The sequence below is a fragment of the Microbulbifer elongatus genome (genome assembly GCF_021165935.1).
Classification (GTDB): Bacteria; Pseudomonadota; Gammaproteobacteria; order Pseudomonadales; family Cellvibrionaceae; genus Microbulbifer; species Microbulbifer elongatus.
The window spans coordinates 2,371,996-2,388,365 of the sequence record NZ_CP088953.1 but is presented as its reverse complement, the minus strand read 5'-3'; the positions used below and the strand labels follow the sequence as shown (position 1 = coordinate 2,388,365).

The 16,370-nt window shown below is 58.6% G+C and carries 11 protein-coding genes; 3 read left to right on the top strand and 8 right to left on the bottom strand.

Going from position 1 to position 16,370, the window contains the following annotated elements:
* Position 1: 1 nt before the first annotated feature.
* Both LRR79_RS09695 and LRR79_RS09690 read right to left on the bottom strand, forming a co-directional pair.
* Positions 2-1,594, bottom strand: coding sequence for a BCCT family transporter (locus LRR79_RS09695; RefSeq protein WP_231757018.1), 1,593 nt, complete (start codon positions 1,592-1,594; stop codon positions 2-4).
* A gap of 85 nt (positions 1,595-1,679) precedes the next feature.
* Positions 1,680-3,890, bottom strand: coding sequence for a TonB-dependent receptor (locus tag LRR79_RS09690; RefSeq protein ID WP_231757017.1), 2,211 nt, complete (start codon positions 3,888-3,890; stop codon positions 1,680-1,682).
* A 141-nt stretch (positions 3,891-4,031) separates the two neighbouring features.
* On the opposite strand from LRR79_RS09690, the gene LRR79_RS09685 reads away from it, so the two are divergent.
* The 3 genes from LRR79_RS09685 to LRR79_RS09675 all read left to right on the top strand — a co-directional run bounded on the left by LRR79_RS09685 (position 4,032) and on the right by LRR79_RS09675 (position 7,094).
* Complete coding sequence (locus LRR79_RS09685; RefSeq protein ID WP_231757016.1) at positions 4,032-5,036, top strand: GlxA family transcriptional regulator; 1,005 nt, start codon at positions 4,032-4,034, stop codon at positions 5,034-5,036.
* Between the two features lie 169 nt (positions 5,037-5,205).
* A complete protein-coding gene (locus LRR79_RS09680; protein WP_231757015.1) occupies positions 5,206-6,102 on the top strand; it encodes a BKACE family enzyme in 897 nt (298 codons plus the stop codon).
* A gap of 23 nt (positions 6,103-6,125) precedes the next feature.
* Positions 6,126-7,094 carry an L-carnitine dehydrogenase gene (locus LRR79_RS09675; protein WP_231757014.1) on the top strand — a complete coding sequence of 323 codons (969 nt, stop codon included), beginning with the start codon at positions 6,126-6,128 and terminating at the stop codon, positions 7,092-7,094.
* 50 nt (positions 7,095-7,144) lie between these two features.
* Here the strand turns inward: LRR79_RS09675 and LRR79_RS09670 are convergent, their stop codons facing one another.
* The 6 genes from LRR79_RS09670 to LRR79_RS09645 all read right to left on the bottom strand — a co-directional run bounded on the left by LRR79_RS09670 (position 7,145) and on the right by LRR79_RS09645 (position 16,308).
* A complete protein-coding gene (locus tag LRR79_RS09670) occupies positions 7,145-10,294 on the bottom strand; it encodes an efflux RND transporter permease subunit (RefSeq protein WP_231757013.1) in 3,150 nt (1,049 codons plus the stop codon).
* A 4-nt stretch (positions 10,295-10,298) separates the two neighbouring features.
* Positions 10,299-11,273, bottom strand: a complete 975-nt coding sequence (locus LRR79_RS09665) for an efflux RND transporter periplasmic adaptor subunit (protein WP_231757012.1) — start codon at positions 11,271-11,273, stop codon at positions 10,299-10,301.
* Positions 11,274-11,550: 277 nt separating this feature from the next.
* Entirely contained in the window at positions 11,551-12,771 is a 1,221-nt protein-coding gene (locus tag LRR79_RS09660; protein ID WP_231757011.1) for an ABC transporter permease, read from the bottom strand.
* Positions 12,758-13,489, bottom strand: coding sequence for an ABC transporter ATP-binding protein (locus LRR79_RS09655; RefSeq protein ID WP_231757010.1), 732 nt, complete (start codon positions 13,487-13,489; stop codon positions 12,758-12,760). The genes LRR79_RS09660 and LRR79_RS09655 overlap by 14 nt, the downstream gene beginning before the upstream one ends.
* Positions 13,486-14,970 carry an efflux RND transporter periplasmic adaptor subunit gene (locus LRR79_RS09650; protein ID WP_231757009.1) on the bottom strand — a complete coding sequence of 495 codons (1,485 nt, stop codon included), beginning with the start codon at positions 14,968-14,970 and terminating at the stop codon, positions 13,486-13,488. The genes LRR79_RS09655 and LRR79_RS09650 overlap by 4 nt, the downstream gene beginning before the upstream one ends.
* Before the next feature lie 15 nt (positions 14,971-14,985).
* On the bottom strand, positions 14,986-16,308 hold the full coding sequence (locus LRR79_RS09645) for an efflux transporter outer membrane subunit (RefSeq protein WP_231757008.1): 1,323 nt from the start codon (positions 16,306-16,308) through the stop codon (positions 14,986-14,988).
* Positions 16,309-16,370 lie beyond the last annotated feature (62 nt).

The following is a 16,370-nucleotide window of genomic DNA, read 5'->3' as shown; positions in this document are numbered from 1 at the left end:
TTCAAGATTCCTTATTCGAAGCATTGTTTGTCGGGGCGATCACCAGGGCCGGCTTGCGCACGCGCTTGCCAAAGTCCTCGCCCAGGGCGCGGGTCAGCGATCGAAAAACCACGAACAGCACTGCCGTTAGTGGCAGCGCGAGAATAATGGTGAGCGATTTGACCGTTTGCAGACCGCTGGCGAACAGCAGGCCGACGGCAATCATCGCCAGGGCAAAGGCCCAGGCCAGGCGGTTGCGCTTACCCGGTTCGTCTTCGCCATACAGATTTTTGGTGCTGATACTTGCCAGGACATAGGCAGACGAATCGAGCGTGGTGGCCAGGAACACAAAGCTCAGCACGGTAAATGCAGCCAGTAGCACCTGACTGAACGGCAGCGTTTTTACGATTTCCACTACGGTTGCGGGAATGCCGTTTTCACTGAGCATGCGCGACACTTCCAGCACCCCATCCAGCTCCAGGTGTAGTGCATAGGCACCGCAGATACTCAGAAACGATATACACCCGAGGCTGCCCCACAGGATGATGCCCAGCACCGTCTGGCGAATGGTGCGACCGCGGGAAATACGCCCAAAGAACAGTCCCATCAAGGGTGCGTAGGCAATCCACCAGGCCCAGTAAAACAGCGTCCAGGCATCGGGAAAACCGCCATCTTTCACCGGATCCAGCCAGAAACTGATTCGGGGAAAGCTGTCCAGCATCAGGCCCAGGCTGTTGGCGGAAAGCGACAGAATAAACACCGTCGGCCCCACAAACAGCACCAGTAGAACCAGTGCAATGGCGAGGAAAATATTGATATCACTGAGAATGCGGATGCCGGCCTTCAGCCCTTTGTAGGCGCTGACACCAAAAATCACTGTCCAGACCCCGATTACGCCGAGGCGGGTGTAGAGATTTTCTTCAATCCCCAGAGTCGAGGTGGTCAACGCCGACACCAGCGGTACCCCAAGCCCCAGGGAGGTGCCGGCACCCGCGATCAGGCCGAGAATGATCAGAGTATCGATCACCGAGCCTACCCAGCCATCCACGCGGTTGCCCAATACCGGTCGGCATACTTCCGAAATACGCAGCAGCGGGCGGTGGCGCGCATGCAGGACGTAAGCGACGGCTACCGAGGGCACCGCATACAGCGCCCAGGGCACGAAGCTCCAGTGAAACAGGGTATACATATGGCCCCATTCCGCGGCGCGCGCCGAATGCGGTTTGATATGCAGAGGCGGTGTGGAGAGATAGTAAATCGGCTCTACAAACGACCAGCTCACCAGGCCGATACCGATACCAGCGGAAAACATCATCGCCGCCCAGCTGAGCTCGGAATACTCCGGTGGCTCATCGGTGCGTGAAAGCTTCACCTGACCAAAACGGCCAAAGGCCAGCCACAGGGCAAACACAAAGGTGCCGAAACCGAAAATGACAAACAACCAGCCAAACTGACTGGTCACCAGCGACATCAGGTGTGCGGCCCAGGCTTCCGCCTGCTCCGGGCGGAACACCAGGAAGCAGGCGGCGATGACGGCAATGGCAAACGCGGGGATAAAAACGGGGAGATCCAGCCGTGGGCGGTCGGCGGCCACGACCGGTTGGGAGCTATTCACACGTATCTTCCTGTTCAGGGTGTGCTGTTCGGAATGAAAAAACGGGGATAGCCGCGTTTCCGGCTATCCCCGAGTGTGGTCGCAATCAGAAGAACTCTCTGGTTACGCTAACACCCCAGGTGGTGGGTTCACCCATAATCGCGAAGCCCATGCCGGACTGGTCGAAGGAGTGCGCGATGTACTCTTCGTCCGTTAGGTTTTTGCCCCAGAGTGCAACCTTGAGGCCCGCGTAGTTGTCCCAGGTGACGTTGGCATTGACCAGGGTGCGGGCATCGTCGGACGCCGCATCCACGTTACCCACACTGTAGTACACCTGGCTTTGGTACATGGCGTTGGTATTGAAGTTCAGCGCAGAGCCGTTGGCCAGTGGCCACTCGTAGTTCAGGCTGGTGGATGCACTATGCTCCGGGGTACGCGCGAGATGATTGCCGACAATTTCCGGGCGGGACGCGAAGCGCACATATTCGGAGTCGGTATAGCCGTAATTCAGAGCCAGCAACAATCCGTCGGTTACAAATGCGGAGACCTCAAGCTCGACCCCTTTGATTTCCGCATCACCCGTGGCGGTTTCCACCTGACCGGACTCCAGGTCTACGGTGAAACTCTGCAAATCGCTGTACTCCAGGTAGAACACCGCACCGTTCAGACGAACACGCTGGCCCATCAGGCTGGTTTTGAAGCCCAGCTCATAATTGGTGGCGTTTTCCGGATCAAACGCGACAGTGGCACCCTGCTCAGTGGCAGCAATGCCATTAAACCCACCGGCCTTGTAGCCTTCGGAAATCGTCGCGTAGACGATATTGGCGTTTTCCGTGGTATAGGTCAGGGTCGCTTTGGGCGTGAACTTTTTCCAGTCCTTCTCAGCGGTAACTTCGTAGTCTTCCGCCAGGAAACCGAACAGATCACCACTACCCGTGGCCACACTACTGAACGCTTTATTGTCGTAGGTATAGCGACCACCGAAGGTGGCACTCAGTGCCGGAGAGAAGTGATAGGTCGCCTCACCAAAGGCGGCATAGCTGGTGGTATCGTTGCTGGCATCCCACACCGGTCGGGAGCTCAGTCCCTCGTAGCCCATCAGGGTGTAAACCAGTGAAGAGTCAAAACTCTCAACGCGGTTCACTTCCTCTTTAAACAGGTAGAGGCCAGCGGTCCACTCCAGCGCTTCGGTACCGGCAGACTGGATGCGCAGCTCCTGACTGAACTGGCTCGAGTCTTCCTCAACGTCATTGGTCATGGCCGCATCCGCCGGCGCCAGATAAGTACCCATCAGGTCGTCGTTGAACGCGTATTCCTGTGCGCGATAGGCGGTAATGGACACCAGGTCAACGGTCTCCAGGGAGTGGGTCAGCTTTGCGGAGACACCGTGCATATCGCGCTCGGCGAAGCCATCCACAAACAGATCCACTTTGTCCGGACGGTTTTCGGTGGGATGCTCCACACCGAATACATCCTCGTAACCGACAATGCTGCGGGCACCGGAGCCGATCAGATCATCGGTGGCATAGTCGGCACTCAGCAACAGATCGGTGCGATCACCCAAAGTAATGGCAAGTTTACCGCGGGCAGACAGGTTGTCCTGATTGGCCAGTTCATTGCCTGTGGCGACATTCTCGATCCAACCGTCGCGGGTGCGACGGGAAACCGCCACACGGCCATTCACATTGTCTGAAAGCTGGCCGTTCACCATGCCGCGGAATTCTTTCAGATCGTAATTGCCACCGGTCACCTTGGCCTTGGCCTCGAAGCTATCGGTCGGATTTTTGGTGATGACATTGATCGCACCACCGGCCACATTGCGGCCATAAAGCGAACCTTGCGGCCCGCGCAGCACTTCCACGCGCTCGATATCGAACATATCCGCGCGGTAGCCACCAGCGCGACCTGCGTATACTTCATCGATAAACACGCCCACGGAGGCATCGTCACCGACGGAGCTGGAGTTGGTGCCCACACCGCGGATGTACGGCTGCGGGGTAACCGGGTTATAGGAAGACAAAGAAAATCCCGGAGTCATTGCGGAGACATCTTCCACATCCAGCATATTGCCGCGCTCCATGGCTTCTTCACCAAAGGCGGACACAGCGATGGGGACGCTCTGCAGGTTCTGGGATTTTCTCTGGGCAGTCACGGTGACTTCTTCCAGAGCGAGATTTGCGCTATTGTCCGCGCGGTCAGCAGTAGCTTCCTGGGCGGTGGCTGCCTGAGCCAGTAGTGCGCTGAGGCTGGCGGCAATCACTTGTGCGATAGGGTTTAGTTTGAGGGGGGTATTTGTTCTTAGACTATAAGGTCGCATTCATCTTCCAGAGGGTTATTGACAGGAGTAGGCCCACGCAAACGAAAGATTTTGCCGGCCTGCGAATAAAGCTGGCGTTATCCTACTGCCTGACCTGACATATACTTTTGGAAATGCGATGAAATCTTGTTCAATTCCGACATGACCGATAGTTCTCCCGAGTTCGATACCCTGGATACGTTTCAACCACCGCGCTTTGGACAGAGCGATGTGGTGCATATCGGTTTCCTGCTGATTCCCGATTTTTCCTTCTTTGCCCTCGCCTGCTGTTCCGAGCCCCTGCGGGTGGCAAACCGGCTCGCGGACAAGAAGTTATTCACATTTACCTTCCTCTCCGAGGACGGCTCGCCGGTCAAGGCATCCAATGGCATTCCCTTTGACACCCAATATTCCATCGCGGATTGCCCCGACGAGTACCAGACGGTGGTGGTGATTTCCGGGTTCAACCCGCTGGACGGCTGTTCCGACACTCTGTATTCGGAGCTGCGCCGACTGGCCGCCAACGGCGCGAGTCTCGGTTGCGTGGATACCGGAGCGCATATTCTGGCCCGCGCGGGGTTACTGCAGGGGCAGCGTACCGTGGTGCACTGGGAAGCAAGCAGTGGCTTTCAGGAAAACTACCCCACCATTCAGGTGGTGCCCGAGCGCTTTATGATCGAGGAAAATCGGGTGTCCGCAGCGGGTGGACTCAGCAGCCTGGATATGATGCTGAATATTATCGGGGCCGCCCACGGCCAGGAACTGGCTACGGCGGTGGCCGAGCAGTTTACCTATACCCACATTCAAAGTGCGGAAGACGCCCAGCGCATGAGTCTGCGCGGACGCCTCTCCACCACCAATAAACGTCTGATCCGCGCCGTGCAGTTGATGGAAAAAAACCTGACCATGCCACTTTCCATTCACGAAATTGCCCAGCGCTGTGAAACCTCTGTGCGCGAGCTGGAGCGACTGTTTAAAAACGACGTAGGCACCCCGCCCAAACGCTATTACCGCAAGCTGCGCCTGGACAAGGCCCGTCAGCTGCTGCGCCAGACCGATATGACGGTACTGGATATCGCCATTTCCTGCGGCTTCCAGTCCGCCGCCTATTTCAGCTCCGCTTACCGCAAGGATTTTGGTATCAGCCCGAGCAAGGACCGCGAATAACGACTGTGAACCAAACATCAAGAGCAATGCCCGGCGTTCCCTGCACACTGCCGGAATCTTTTGCCGCTTGTCGCAATATCAAAACTCGACTGCGGGTTTGTGCGAGCGTTTTTCCCCCTGCCCAATAGCATTACCGCCGAACTCCCCTCTCGATCAGGAGCGAAAGCGAATGCAGATCAACAACAAGGTGATCATCACCTGTGCCCTTACCGGTGCCGGCGCCACGACCGAAAAGAGCCCGCATGTACCGGTCACCCCGAAACAGATTGCCGACGACGCCATCGCCGCCGCCAAAGCCGGTGCAGCAGTGGCACATATTCATGTGCGCGACCCGGAAACCGGCGCCCCCAGCCGCTCCGTAGCCCTCTATAAAGAAGTGGTAGAGCGTATCCGCGAGTCCGATACCGATGTGGTAATCAACCTCACCGCGGGCATGGGTGGCGACCTGCTGCTGGGCCCGGACGACAATCCCATGGATTTCGCCGACGGCACGGATCTGGTGGGCGGGATGGAGCGCCTCGCCCATATCGAGGAGCTGCGCCCGGAGATCTGCACCCTGGATTGCGGCTCCCTCAACTTCGGCGACCAGAACCTCGTGTATATCTCCTCCCCGGAAATGCTGCGCCTCGGCGCCAGGCGCGTACAGGAGCTGGGGGCAAAACCGGAACTGGAAATTTTCGACACCGGCAACCTGTGGTTTGCCAACCAGATGCTCGCGGAAGGGTTGCTGGACGCGCCGCCGCTGTTCCAGCTGTGTATGGGTATTCCCTGGGGCGCGCCGCCCGACATCAGCACCCTGAAAGCCATGGTGGACAATCTGCCAGAGGGCGCCCAGTGGGCGGGCTTCGGCATCGGCCGCCACCAGTTCCCCATGGCCACCCAGGTCATGTTGATGGGCGGTAATATCCGCGTGGGCCTGGAAGACAACCTTTACCTGAAGCGCGGCGAACTGGCCACCAACGCACAGCTGGTGGAAAAAATCCGCAACATCATCGAACTCCTGGGCAGCAGCGTCGCCACACCGGCGGAAACCCGCGAGCGACTGAATCTGAAAAAACACTATTGATAAAACAGAACTAAGGGGACGAGATGTCACACGCAACAGTTATCGGCACCGGTGTTATCGGTGCAGGATGGGTCGCGCGCCTGCTGGCGCAGGGTCACGACGTGGTAGCCTGGGACCCGGGCGCAGAGGCAGAGCGCAAACTGCGCGAGAGCGTCGACACCGCCTGGCCGGCTCTGGAGAAAGTCGGGCTGGTCACCGGTGCCAGCCGCGAGCGCCTGCGCTTTGCCACCTCACTGAAAGAGGCCTGCGAAGGGGCTTACTTTATTCAGGAAAATGCCCCTGAGCGCGAGGCGATGAAGGTGGATCTGCTGGCGGAAATCAGCCGCGCAGCACCGCAGGATGCCCTGATCGGTTCGTCCACTTCTGGTTTTAAACCCAGTGTACTGCAACAGAATATGGTGGCACCGGAGCGCTTCGTGGTGAGCCACCCGTTTAACCCGGTCTACCTGCTGCCGCTGGTGGAAGTGGTGGGTGGTGAACAGACTTCTGCGGAAACCATTGCGCGCGCGCAGGAATTTTTCCGCGGTATCGGCATGCACCCGCTGCATGTGCGCAACGAAATCGACGGACACCTTTCCGACCGCCTGCTGGAAGCGGTATGGCGAGAAATACTGCACCTGGTAAACGATGGTGTTGCCACCACCGGTGAGCTGGATCAGGCCATCACCTACGGCCCGGGTCTGCGCTGGGCATTTATGGGCACCAACCTGACCTACCATCTGGCGGGTGGCGAAACCGGTATGCGCCACATGCTGGAACAATTCGGCCCGGCCCTGAAGTTGCCGTGGACCAAACTGGAAGCGCCGGAACTCAACGACCAGCTGATCGACCGCATGGTGGAAGGCACGCAGGAACAGGCCGGCGATCACAGCATCCGCGAGCTGGAAACCCTGCGGGATAACTGCCTGGTGCGGATTATGGAAGCATTGAGCGAGTTCGAGATGGGTGCCGGTGAAGTGCTGGCAGCGCATCGCAAGCGCCTCGACGGTTAAACGTCGCAGAGGGTTACGGCTTGCTCCGTAACCCTCTGGTTCAGGCCGATCTAGATACCTCTTCCCTCACCCGCCTGCTGCAATTCCGTATCCAGCAAACTGCTTTCCACCGAGCGCGGCTTGTGAAAACGGCCGAGACCAAGGTACACCACCGGTGTCAGGTAGAGCGTAAACAGCGCCGCCAGCCCCAGCCCCCCAAACATCACCCAGCCAATGGCGGAGCGCGCTTCCGCACCGGGGCCGCTGCTTAAAATCAGCGGCAAACCACCCAGCACTGTGGACAGCATGGTCATGGCGATAGGGCGCAGGCGCACGCGGGCCGCTTCGGTGACAGCGTCATAGACACTATGACCTTTGTCCCGCAACTGATCCGCAAACTCCACCAGGAGAATCCCGTTCTTGGCCATCAGTCCGATCAGCATGACGAGGCCGATCTGAGAAAAGATGTTGATGGTGGTACCGGTAAAAAACAGCGCGTAAATAGCCGCGGCCAACCCGAAAGGAACGGTGACCATGACAATCACCGCACTGCTCACGCCTTCGAACTGCGCGCACAACACCAGAAAGACCACCAGCGCCGCGATGGCATAGGTCATTGCCACCTCCCGGGAACTCTCTTCCAGGGAATCCGCTTCACCGAGAAACGCGAGGCCGATATCCTCCGGCAGAATCTCGTCCGCCAGGTTTTGAATATCCGCCACCGCGCTGGCCAGGGGATAACCCGGCTCCAGCCCCGCATCAATTTCAATGGCGCGGCGCTGACCCTGGCGATCCAGTTCGGCAGCGACACTTTCTTCCCGCAATTTCACCATGCTCGAAAGCGGCAGCAGGTCACCCCGCTCACTTTTCACATAGAGGTTCACCAGATCCTCCGGTGACGACACCGTGGTATTGGAGGTTTCCAGCATGATGGGCACCGCCTGGTCGCCCACGTTCAGATCCACCACGTCCAGTCCATCCACCACCGTGCGCAGGGTGGTCGCAATGCTGTCCAGAGGTACGCCGAGATCCGCCGCGCGGCGGCGATCAATTTCGATAGAGAGCTGCGGCTGCGTGGGACGGTAGCTGATTTCCGGGCGACCAAAGTGCGGCAGCCGATCTTCCATGGCCCGGGCCAGTTCCCTGGAGGCCTGATAGATGCGTCCGTAATCGTTCCCCAGCAGCGCGACTTCGATACCGCCACCCCCGCCGCGAATCGACAGACTGTTGGGGCTGCCCACGCGGATACGGGCACCGGGGATTGCCTCCAGCGGCCCCTGAATTTCCCGCTTGATATCCTGTTGGGAAACCGTGCGATCATCCCAGTCCGCCAGTGGCAAAGTAATCTGCGCACGGTTGGGATCCCACTGGCCGATCTTGGTCATGATGTCGGTGATATCACCGCGCTCCACCAGCGGCCGCACCACATCCTCAATATGTTCCGCCTGACGGGCAATATAGTTCTGCCCCACCCCGTCGGGGCCGGTGGCATTCACGTAGAGAATGCCGCGGTCCTCCGGCGGCAACAGCTCTTTGCCGATCACCGTGTACAGGCCACCGGCGCCCACCGCGAGCAACATGGCCACCGCAAAACTGATCCATCCGCGGCGCAGGCAGGCCTGCAGACTGCGCTGATAAATACCGGCGAGGCGCTCTCCCAGTGCCGCAATCCGCAGGTAGATTGGATTGCCGCCCTGGGACTGCTCGTTACGGGTGACCCGCGCGGTGAGCATCGGCACTAGCGTCAGCGCGACAATGGATGACAGTGCAACGGCGGTCGCCAGTACCATGCCGAATTCCCGGAACATGCGCCCGGCGGTACTGGGCAATAAAGCGATGGGAATAAATACGCTCACCAGAACCGCAGTGGTGGCCAGCACCGCAAAAATGACCTGGCGCGTGCCAAGCACCGCCGCTGCGCGCGTGCCCATACCCATTCCACGCAGACGCTGAATATTTTCCAGCACCACGATCGCGTCATCTACCACCAGACCGGTGGCCAGCACAATGGCCAGCAGTGTCAGGATATTGATGGAAAAACCCATCATCCAGATACCCGCCAGCGTGCCGATCAGCGCGATGGGAATGGCGGTACTGGGCACCAGGGTGGTGCGGATATTGCCGAAAAACAACCAGATGGCGGCAATCACGATCAGCACAGTGTAAAACAGGCTGGTGACCACTTCCTTCACCGAGCCCTTGATAAACACAGCGCGGTCTTCGGTAACGGTGATGGAAAGGTTGTCGAAGCGCTTATTCAGGGACGCGACTTTGCGGTGCACCGCATCACTGATTTCGATGGTATTACTCTGGGCCTGGCGCACTACCCCCAGCCCGATCACCGGGCGATCATTCAGATACACCAGGGACTGCACATCCTCCGGGCCGAAGGACACGTGGGCCACATCACCGATACGGATATCCCCGCGGACCGTGGTTTCACGCACCTGCTCCTCGGTCACTGTAGACGCATCGGTGCGCACCAGTAACTGCTGGTCCACGGAATTGAAACTGCCGGAGGGCACATCCAGCGGCGCATTGCGCAACACCGCCGCCACCTCACTGACGGAGAGGCCAAAACTTGTCAGCCGCAACGGGTCCAGCACTACCCGCAATACCCGCTGGCGCTGCCCGGAGATGGGCACATCGGCCACACCGTTGATGGATATCAGCTCCGGAACGATGTCTTTTTCGATGATGTAGGTCAGCGCTTCATCGCGCAGGGTATCGCTGGTGACCGCCAGTTGCACCACCGGCTCCGGCTGATCGGCGGCCTTGACGACGGTCAGCTGTTCAACATCGCTGGGCAGATTGCGCTCCGCCTGACTGACCGCTTCGCGCACATCGGCGGCGGCCGTATCCAGATCCACATTGGAGTTGAATTCAATATGAATGCGGAAACTGTTTTCCTCACTGGAAGATTCGATCTGCCGAATCCCGGACACCCGCGCCACCGCGCCTTCCACTATGCTGGTGACTTCGGAATCCAGGGTTTCCGGCGAGGCGCCGGGCAAGGTGCCGCGCACAGAAACGATGGGCACATCCACATCCGGTAACTCGCGCACTTCCACGGCACTGAAGGCGGCGATACCAGCAATGGCAATCAGCAGGTTCAGCACCAGCACCAGTACCGGGCGTCGGATGGCCAGAGAAGCGAGATCGTTTTTCACGTTGCTCGCCGGACGGTTTAATTCCTGCGGGGTCGTATTCTGTTCGCCCATGGTATTAAAGCCCCGCGATATTGGTCACGCGCAGCCCTTCGCGCATGCGCTGGGTACCTTCGGTCACTACCTGAATGCCTTCGGGCAGGTCCGACTCCACCAGAATGGCACCGGGCACCCGCTGCACGATCGTGGCGGGAATCCGCGTGACTTTTCCGCCGTCCACACCCCACACGAAGGCACCATCATTGCCCCATTGCAGTGCCACTTCCGGTATCTGCGGATAGCGTCCGGCTTCCAGATCCAGGGAAACACGGAAGCTCATCCCCGGGCGCAACAGGTCGCGCTCGTTCTCCACCAGGGCACGGGCGGCAAAGGTCCGGGTCTCGGGATTGACCCGGCTATCGATCTCCACCAGTTGGCCGGTGTGAGGCGCACTGCCGCTGGACCAGGTGGCAACCACAATTTCCTGCCCCTGTTCGATCTGCCCAAGAAACAGCTCCGGCACCTGAAAGGTCACCAGCAATTTGCTGCGGTCGTCGATGGTGGTAATGGCCGTTGCTGTGTCCACCCGAGATCCCGGGTCGATATTGCTGATACCCAGGTAACCGTCAAACGGAGCCTCGATACTGCGATAGTCCAGGGCCACCTTTGCCCGGTCGAGATTGAGACGGGCGCGCTCCACCGCACTTTTTGCATCGTCTATAACACTCTCGGTCACGGTGCCCGAGCCACGGGTGCGTTGATAGCGGCTGTACAGACGCTTGGCATCTTCCAGTTCCACGCGGGCAATTTGTACCGCGAGACGCTGGTCGCGATCGTCCAGGCGCACAATGGTCTGCCCCGCCTGTACCCTGTCTCCAGCCGCAAAGGTCACCTCCACAACCTCACCGCTGACTTCCGGGTGTACGGTGACACTTTTCAGCGCTCTGGAGGTTCCAACCGCTTCAATGCGCACTTTGCGTGGCTGCCATTCCACTACCTCGGTCACTACCGGTTGAGCGGCCGGTGCCCGCTCGCCGTCAGCGGGCGTCTCCACATCTCGACTGCAACCCGAGAGAGTCAGGCAGATCGCAACCCCAGCAGTTAAGCCCCGGAAAGTTGAGAAGAAATGAGCGGACAAGGGTGAGCTTGGCATTGAGAAATCACCAGATTGGAAATCAGCTTTGGCAGCAGGTTAATAGCGGCGATTTATCCCGCCGATTAAAAATATTTATTCGATTGGCACTCGGGTACCGGCTGCCAAGACTACCTGCTCTCTATGACCGTTTCCATTTCTCCGACGGTTTTCAACCCGACCTATATGACCAATTTCCTCACTCGTGTCTCAAAGCATCAATCGGATCCAGCCGTGCCGCCCGACGGGCGGGCATATAGCCGAACAACACACCGATTGCGGCAGAGAAAATAAAAGAAATCAGGTTGATCGCCACGTCAAACCGGTAGGGAAGCCCCATCAAAAGTGATAGTCCGACCGATGCGAGGGTGGCAAGAATAATCCCCATCAATCCACCCAACGCAGCCAGCACTACCGCTTCAATCAAAAACTGGAGAAGCACTTCGCGCTCCAGCGCACCAATGGCAAGGCGAATGCCGATTTCCCGGGTGCGCTCGGTCACTGACACCAGCATGATATTCATGATCCCGATCCCCCCCACCAGCAGGCTCACAGAGGCAACCGCAGCCAGCAGCCCCGTGAGCACCTGAGTAGTACCGGAGAGCGCGTCGGCAATCTGGCGGGTATCCAGGACATTGAAATCGTCCTCTTCATTTTCTGACAGCCGGCGGCGTTCGCGCATCAACTGGGTAACTTCCGCCCTCACCTGATCAATCTGTTCCGCACTGACAACGGATACAAGAATGGTGTCGATATTGCGCCGACTGCCCGCCAGGCGCCGCTGTACGGCACCGAGGGGCATGATTACCTTATCGTCCTGATCCCCCATGGGCGCTTGCCCTTTCGATTTCAGCACGCCGATAATGTCACAGGAAAAATTCTTCACCCGCAGAATATCGCCCACAGGTGTAGCAGACTCACCGAATAATTCATCGCGAATGGTAGACCCGATTACACACACGGTAGACCCCATCTGCGCCTCTTCCTCACTGAAAAAGCGCCCGGCCTCCAATTCCCAGTTGGCGGCGGTGAAGTATTCCGTATTGCTGCCAACGACTTCCGTGGACCAGTTGTTGGAATAGGCCACTACAGTGGTACTCACTTCCAGCTCCGGCGCCACCGCGGCCACATTGGGAATGTAGGAGCGAATGGCATCAACATCGTCCAGCTTGAACGGTGGCGGACCAGAAGAACCTGCACTACCGGGAGGGCCGCGGCGGAATCGACTCTGGCGAACCATCAGCAAATTACTGCCGAGTTTTTCTACCTGTTCGCGCACGGATTCAGTAGCGCCATTGCCGAGAGTCACCATGGTGATGACGGCTGAAACACCGATCACGATACCGAGTACGGTAAGGAAAGAGCGCAGGATGTTGCGGCGCACTTCGCGCACCGCCAGCAGCAGACTACTCCATAACATTGGCGTACTCCCCCGTATCTCGCACACGTGATTCTTGCGTTTCGTCCCGGGCAACACGGCCATCGACAAAATGCACCATACGCTGCGCATAAGCTGCCATTTCTTCTTCGTGGGTTACCATTAATACGGTGATACCACTGTCGCGGTTCAGAGACACCAGCAGCTCCATAATTTCGTGGCTACGGGATGTATCCAGGTTGCCGGTTGGTTCGTCCGCAAGCAAGAGAGAGGGATTGGTAACGATGGCCCGGGCAATGGCCACACGCTGTTGTTGACCACCGGACAACTCCCCCGGGGTGTGATGCTCCCACCCCGCAAGCCCAACCTGAGCCAGCGCACGCTTGGCGGCAGCGGCGCGTACTTCGGCCGGTTCCCCGCGATACAGCAACGGCAATTCGACATTTTCTTGGGCGGAGGTGCGGGCCAACAGGTTGAACCCCTGAAAAACAAAGCCGAGAAAATGCCGACGCAACAGAGCGCGCTCATTGCGGGACAGCGATTCCACCTGTACATCGCGAAAGCGATAACCACCAGTGGTGGGAACATCCAGGCAGCCGATAATATTCATCACGGTGGATTTACCGGAACCACTGGGCCCCATTACCGCAACGAAATCGCCCTCTTCCACTTTGAGATCGACACCGCGCAGTGCCTGAAATGCGGCACTGCCCTGACCATAACTTTTAGTAACTCTGGAAAATTCCAGCAGTGCACTCATCCGCGCGCTCCTGTCATTCCGGTAATGACCTCAGCACCCTCTTCCAGACGGCCGCCGATGATTTCTGTATAACGTCCATCGCTGATGCCGGTACGCACACGCACAGGTTTCAATTCGCCGCTTTCCATCACCCACACACGTTGTGGCCCGCGGTTGGAAATATCCGAAGAAGTGCGCTTCTGATTACGGTCACGTGAGCCGCGAAATCCGCGAGGAGGACCGGAAATCAGCTGGGAGAACAAGCCGCCGGGTTGATTATTCCCACTGCGATGCCGCTCACCTCCTCCCCCATTGCGCGCCTCCATACCTTCACGGCGCGGACGCTCACCATTTTCTCCGCGACGCTCACCGGGACCTGCACCACTGCGTTCTCCGCGAGGAGGCATATCCGGCATTAACTCCACTGGCGGGGTGAAACGCAGCGCTGCGTTAGGTACAAGCAGAACATCCTGACGAGATTCCGTGGTAATCGTGGCTGTTGCGGTCATCCCCGGGCGCAGGGTCTGATCCGGGTTTTCCACGGACAGCAGCGTGGAATAGGACACCACGTTATCGACAATGCTGGAGCCAAGACTCACACGGGTGACCGTGGCGGGATACTCCCGGCCAGGCCAGGCATCAACGGAAAAGGTCGCGCTCAACCCCTTGGACATCTCGCCAATATCCGCCTCGTCCACGCTGACCTCCAGCTCCATTTTCGACAGGTCTTCGGCAAGGGTGAACAACACCGGAGCAGAAAGTGACGCGGCCACGGTCTGGCCGGGCTCCACCACGCGCGAGAGCACCACGCCATCCACCGGTGAAACGATGATCGCCTTGGCAAGATTGGTTTCTGCCGACGCCAGATCCGCAGACGCCGATTCAACGTTGGCTTCGGCTACGGCAACGTCGGCCCGGGCACGCCTGTCCGCTGCCTCTGCAGCCTCCAGTTCAGAGCGCGATGGCAAACGACCGTCAGTGGCCTCTCGCAAATCCAGTAAACGCTTTAGGTTTTGTGCGGCTTCAATCTGCGAGGCCTCGGCCTGCTGCAGGCTTGCCTTGGAAGACGCCAGTGCCGCGGAACTTTTGCGTACCTGATCCTGCCACTGCACAGTAATCAGGCGGGCCAGCTCCTGACCTTTCTTTACCTGATCGTTGTAATCCACGGAAACCGTTTCCACGGTGCCGGATACTTCGGTACCGATGTCCACCTGATTGACCGGCTGCAGGTTGCCGGTCGCGGTTACCGAGACCTCGAGATTACCACGAGCGATGGTTGCGGTGCTGAACTGTGGCGTGCCGCCCGCGCTAAAGAAACTGCTCCATCCCCAGTAGGCCACTAGGGCAGCACCGATGACACCCAGTCCGATTTTATTGCGACGGGTAACATTCGCGCTTTTCCATCTCGATTTCAGCCCAGTAAAGAAACCGTGTTTATTGCCAGACTGCGCCAGCATTTCCTGAACCGTCTGGTGGCGATCACTCATCGATTGATTCTCCATGCTTTTATTCTCGAATTACCAGCTGCCGGCAAGCGCGCGGTACAGATTGATTGCGGCCAGGGAAGTGGCTACCCGGGCATGCAGCAGCGCTTCCTCCGCGCTTAACACCTGACGCTGGCTGTCGAGCACCGTCTGAAAGTCCACCGCACCAGCCTGGTAACGAGTAAAGGCCAAATCCAGCGTATCCCGGGCCATCACCAGGTTCTCTGTCATTTGGGGAATTCGCTGTTCGCTGCTGGCCATATCTACCTGGGCGTCCGCCACTTCACCGAGCGCCGTAAGTAGTGTTTTCCGATATTGATTTACCGCCTGCTCATGCTGCGCGTCGCGAAGGTTTACCTGCTCTTTCAGACGACCGCCATTAAACAGAGGTACGCTAATGGAGCCGAGCAGCGAACGGGCCAGATTTGCGGAATCAAACAGATCCGCGGCATCCAGGCTGCTAAAGTTCAACGCGCCACCGAGTCGGAAGCTAGGATAACGATCTGCCTCTGCGGCATCCCGGCGGAAGGCGGCCGCGGCCACCGCGTGCTCCGCCGCGCGCAGATCCGGGCGGCGACGCACCAGCTCGGCGTTAATTGACGGATTCCCGTGTAGGTGCGCCATATAGGGTACGCCGGTAACTGTGCGCAATTGCGCGATCAATGCCTCCGGCTCCTCACCAACGAGTAGCGCGAGGCTATGCATGGATTGGCTGACCACTTTTTCCTGTTCCGGTAACTGCGCCAGCAATTGCCCGACGCTTAACCTGGCCTGAGTGAATTCCAATTCGCTGTCGAGCCCGACTCTGAAGCGGGCTTCTATCAACTCTGCAGTTTCCCGCTGCGCAGCGAGATTGCGGACGAGAATATCTGCCTGCGCCTGAGCCTGCCGTAGAGTGATGTAATTGGTGGCCACCTCGACGGCCAGGGAAATCTGCATATCCTGCAGACTGGCGGTGGTCGCTGCCAGATCAGCTTCGGAGGCGCGGAGGTTGTCGCGATTGCCGCCGAATATATCCAGATCCCACCCGGCATCCACACCTGCACCGTAGCTGCTCCGACCGTCATTCTGAGAGGCGGAAGAACTCCCATCCAGTTCGGGTTTCAGGGTGGCGCCGGTGATTACCGCCTGGGACTGAGAGGCCCGGACCACAGCCTGGGCGCTGTGTAGATCGGGATTGGTGGCAATGGCACGGTCGATCAGGTCGACCATCAGCGGATCGTCGAACTGCTGCCACCAATCGGCTGTTACAGCAGATATCTGCTCCACCGCTTCATTACTCGTCAGCGCCTGAGCACCAGAGGGCTCAGCCTCGGTTGGCACCGGAGCGGCATAGAGTGGGGCTGCAACTGCCATTGCGAATAGCAGTGTTAACGGTGTCTGTGGACGGTAGAAAAGTTGGCACACGGTGAATAACA

Coding starts and splice junctions, on each gene's coding strand:
- LRR79_RS09680 (WP_231757015.1), top strand. CDS start 5,206: ATGCAGATCAACAACAAGGTGATCATCACCTGTGCCCTTACCGGTGCC.
- LRR79_RS09685 (WP_231757016.1), top strand. CDS start 4,032: ATGACCGATAGTTCTCCCGAGTTCGATACCCTGGATACGTTTCAACCA.
- LRR79_RS09650 (WP_231757009.1), bottom strand. CDS start 14,970: ATGGAGAATCAATCGATGAGTGATCGCCACCAGACGGTTCAGGAAATG.
- LRR79_RS09655 (WP_231757010.1), bottom strand. CDS start 13,489: ATGAGTGCACTGCTGGAATTTTCCAGAGTTACTAAAAGTTATGGTCAG.
- LRR79_RS09675 (WP_231757014.1), top strand. CDS start 6,126: ATGTCACACGCAACAGTTATCGGCACCGGTGTTATCGGTGCAGGATGG.
- LRR79_RS09645 (WP_231757008.1), bottom strand. CDS start 16,308: ATGGCAGTTGCAGCCCCACTCTATGCCGCTCCGGTGCCAACCGAGGCT.
- LRR79_RS09660 (WP_231757011.1), bottom strand. CDS start 12,771: ATGTTATGGAGTAGTCTGCTGCTGGCGGTGCGCGAAGTGCGCCGCAAC.
- LRR79_RS09690 (WP_231757017.1), bottom strand. CDS start 3,890: ATGCGACCTTATAGTCTAAGAACAAATACCCCCCTCAAACTAAACCCT.
- LRR79_RS09670 (WP_231757013.1), bottom strand. CDS start 10,294: ATGGGCGAACAGAATACGACCCCGCAGGAATTAAACCGTCCGGCGAGC.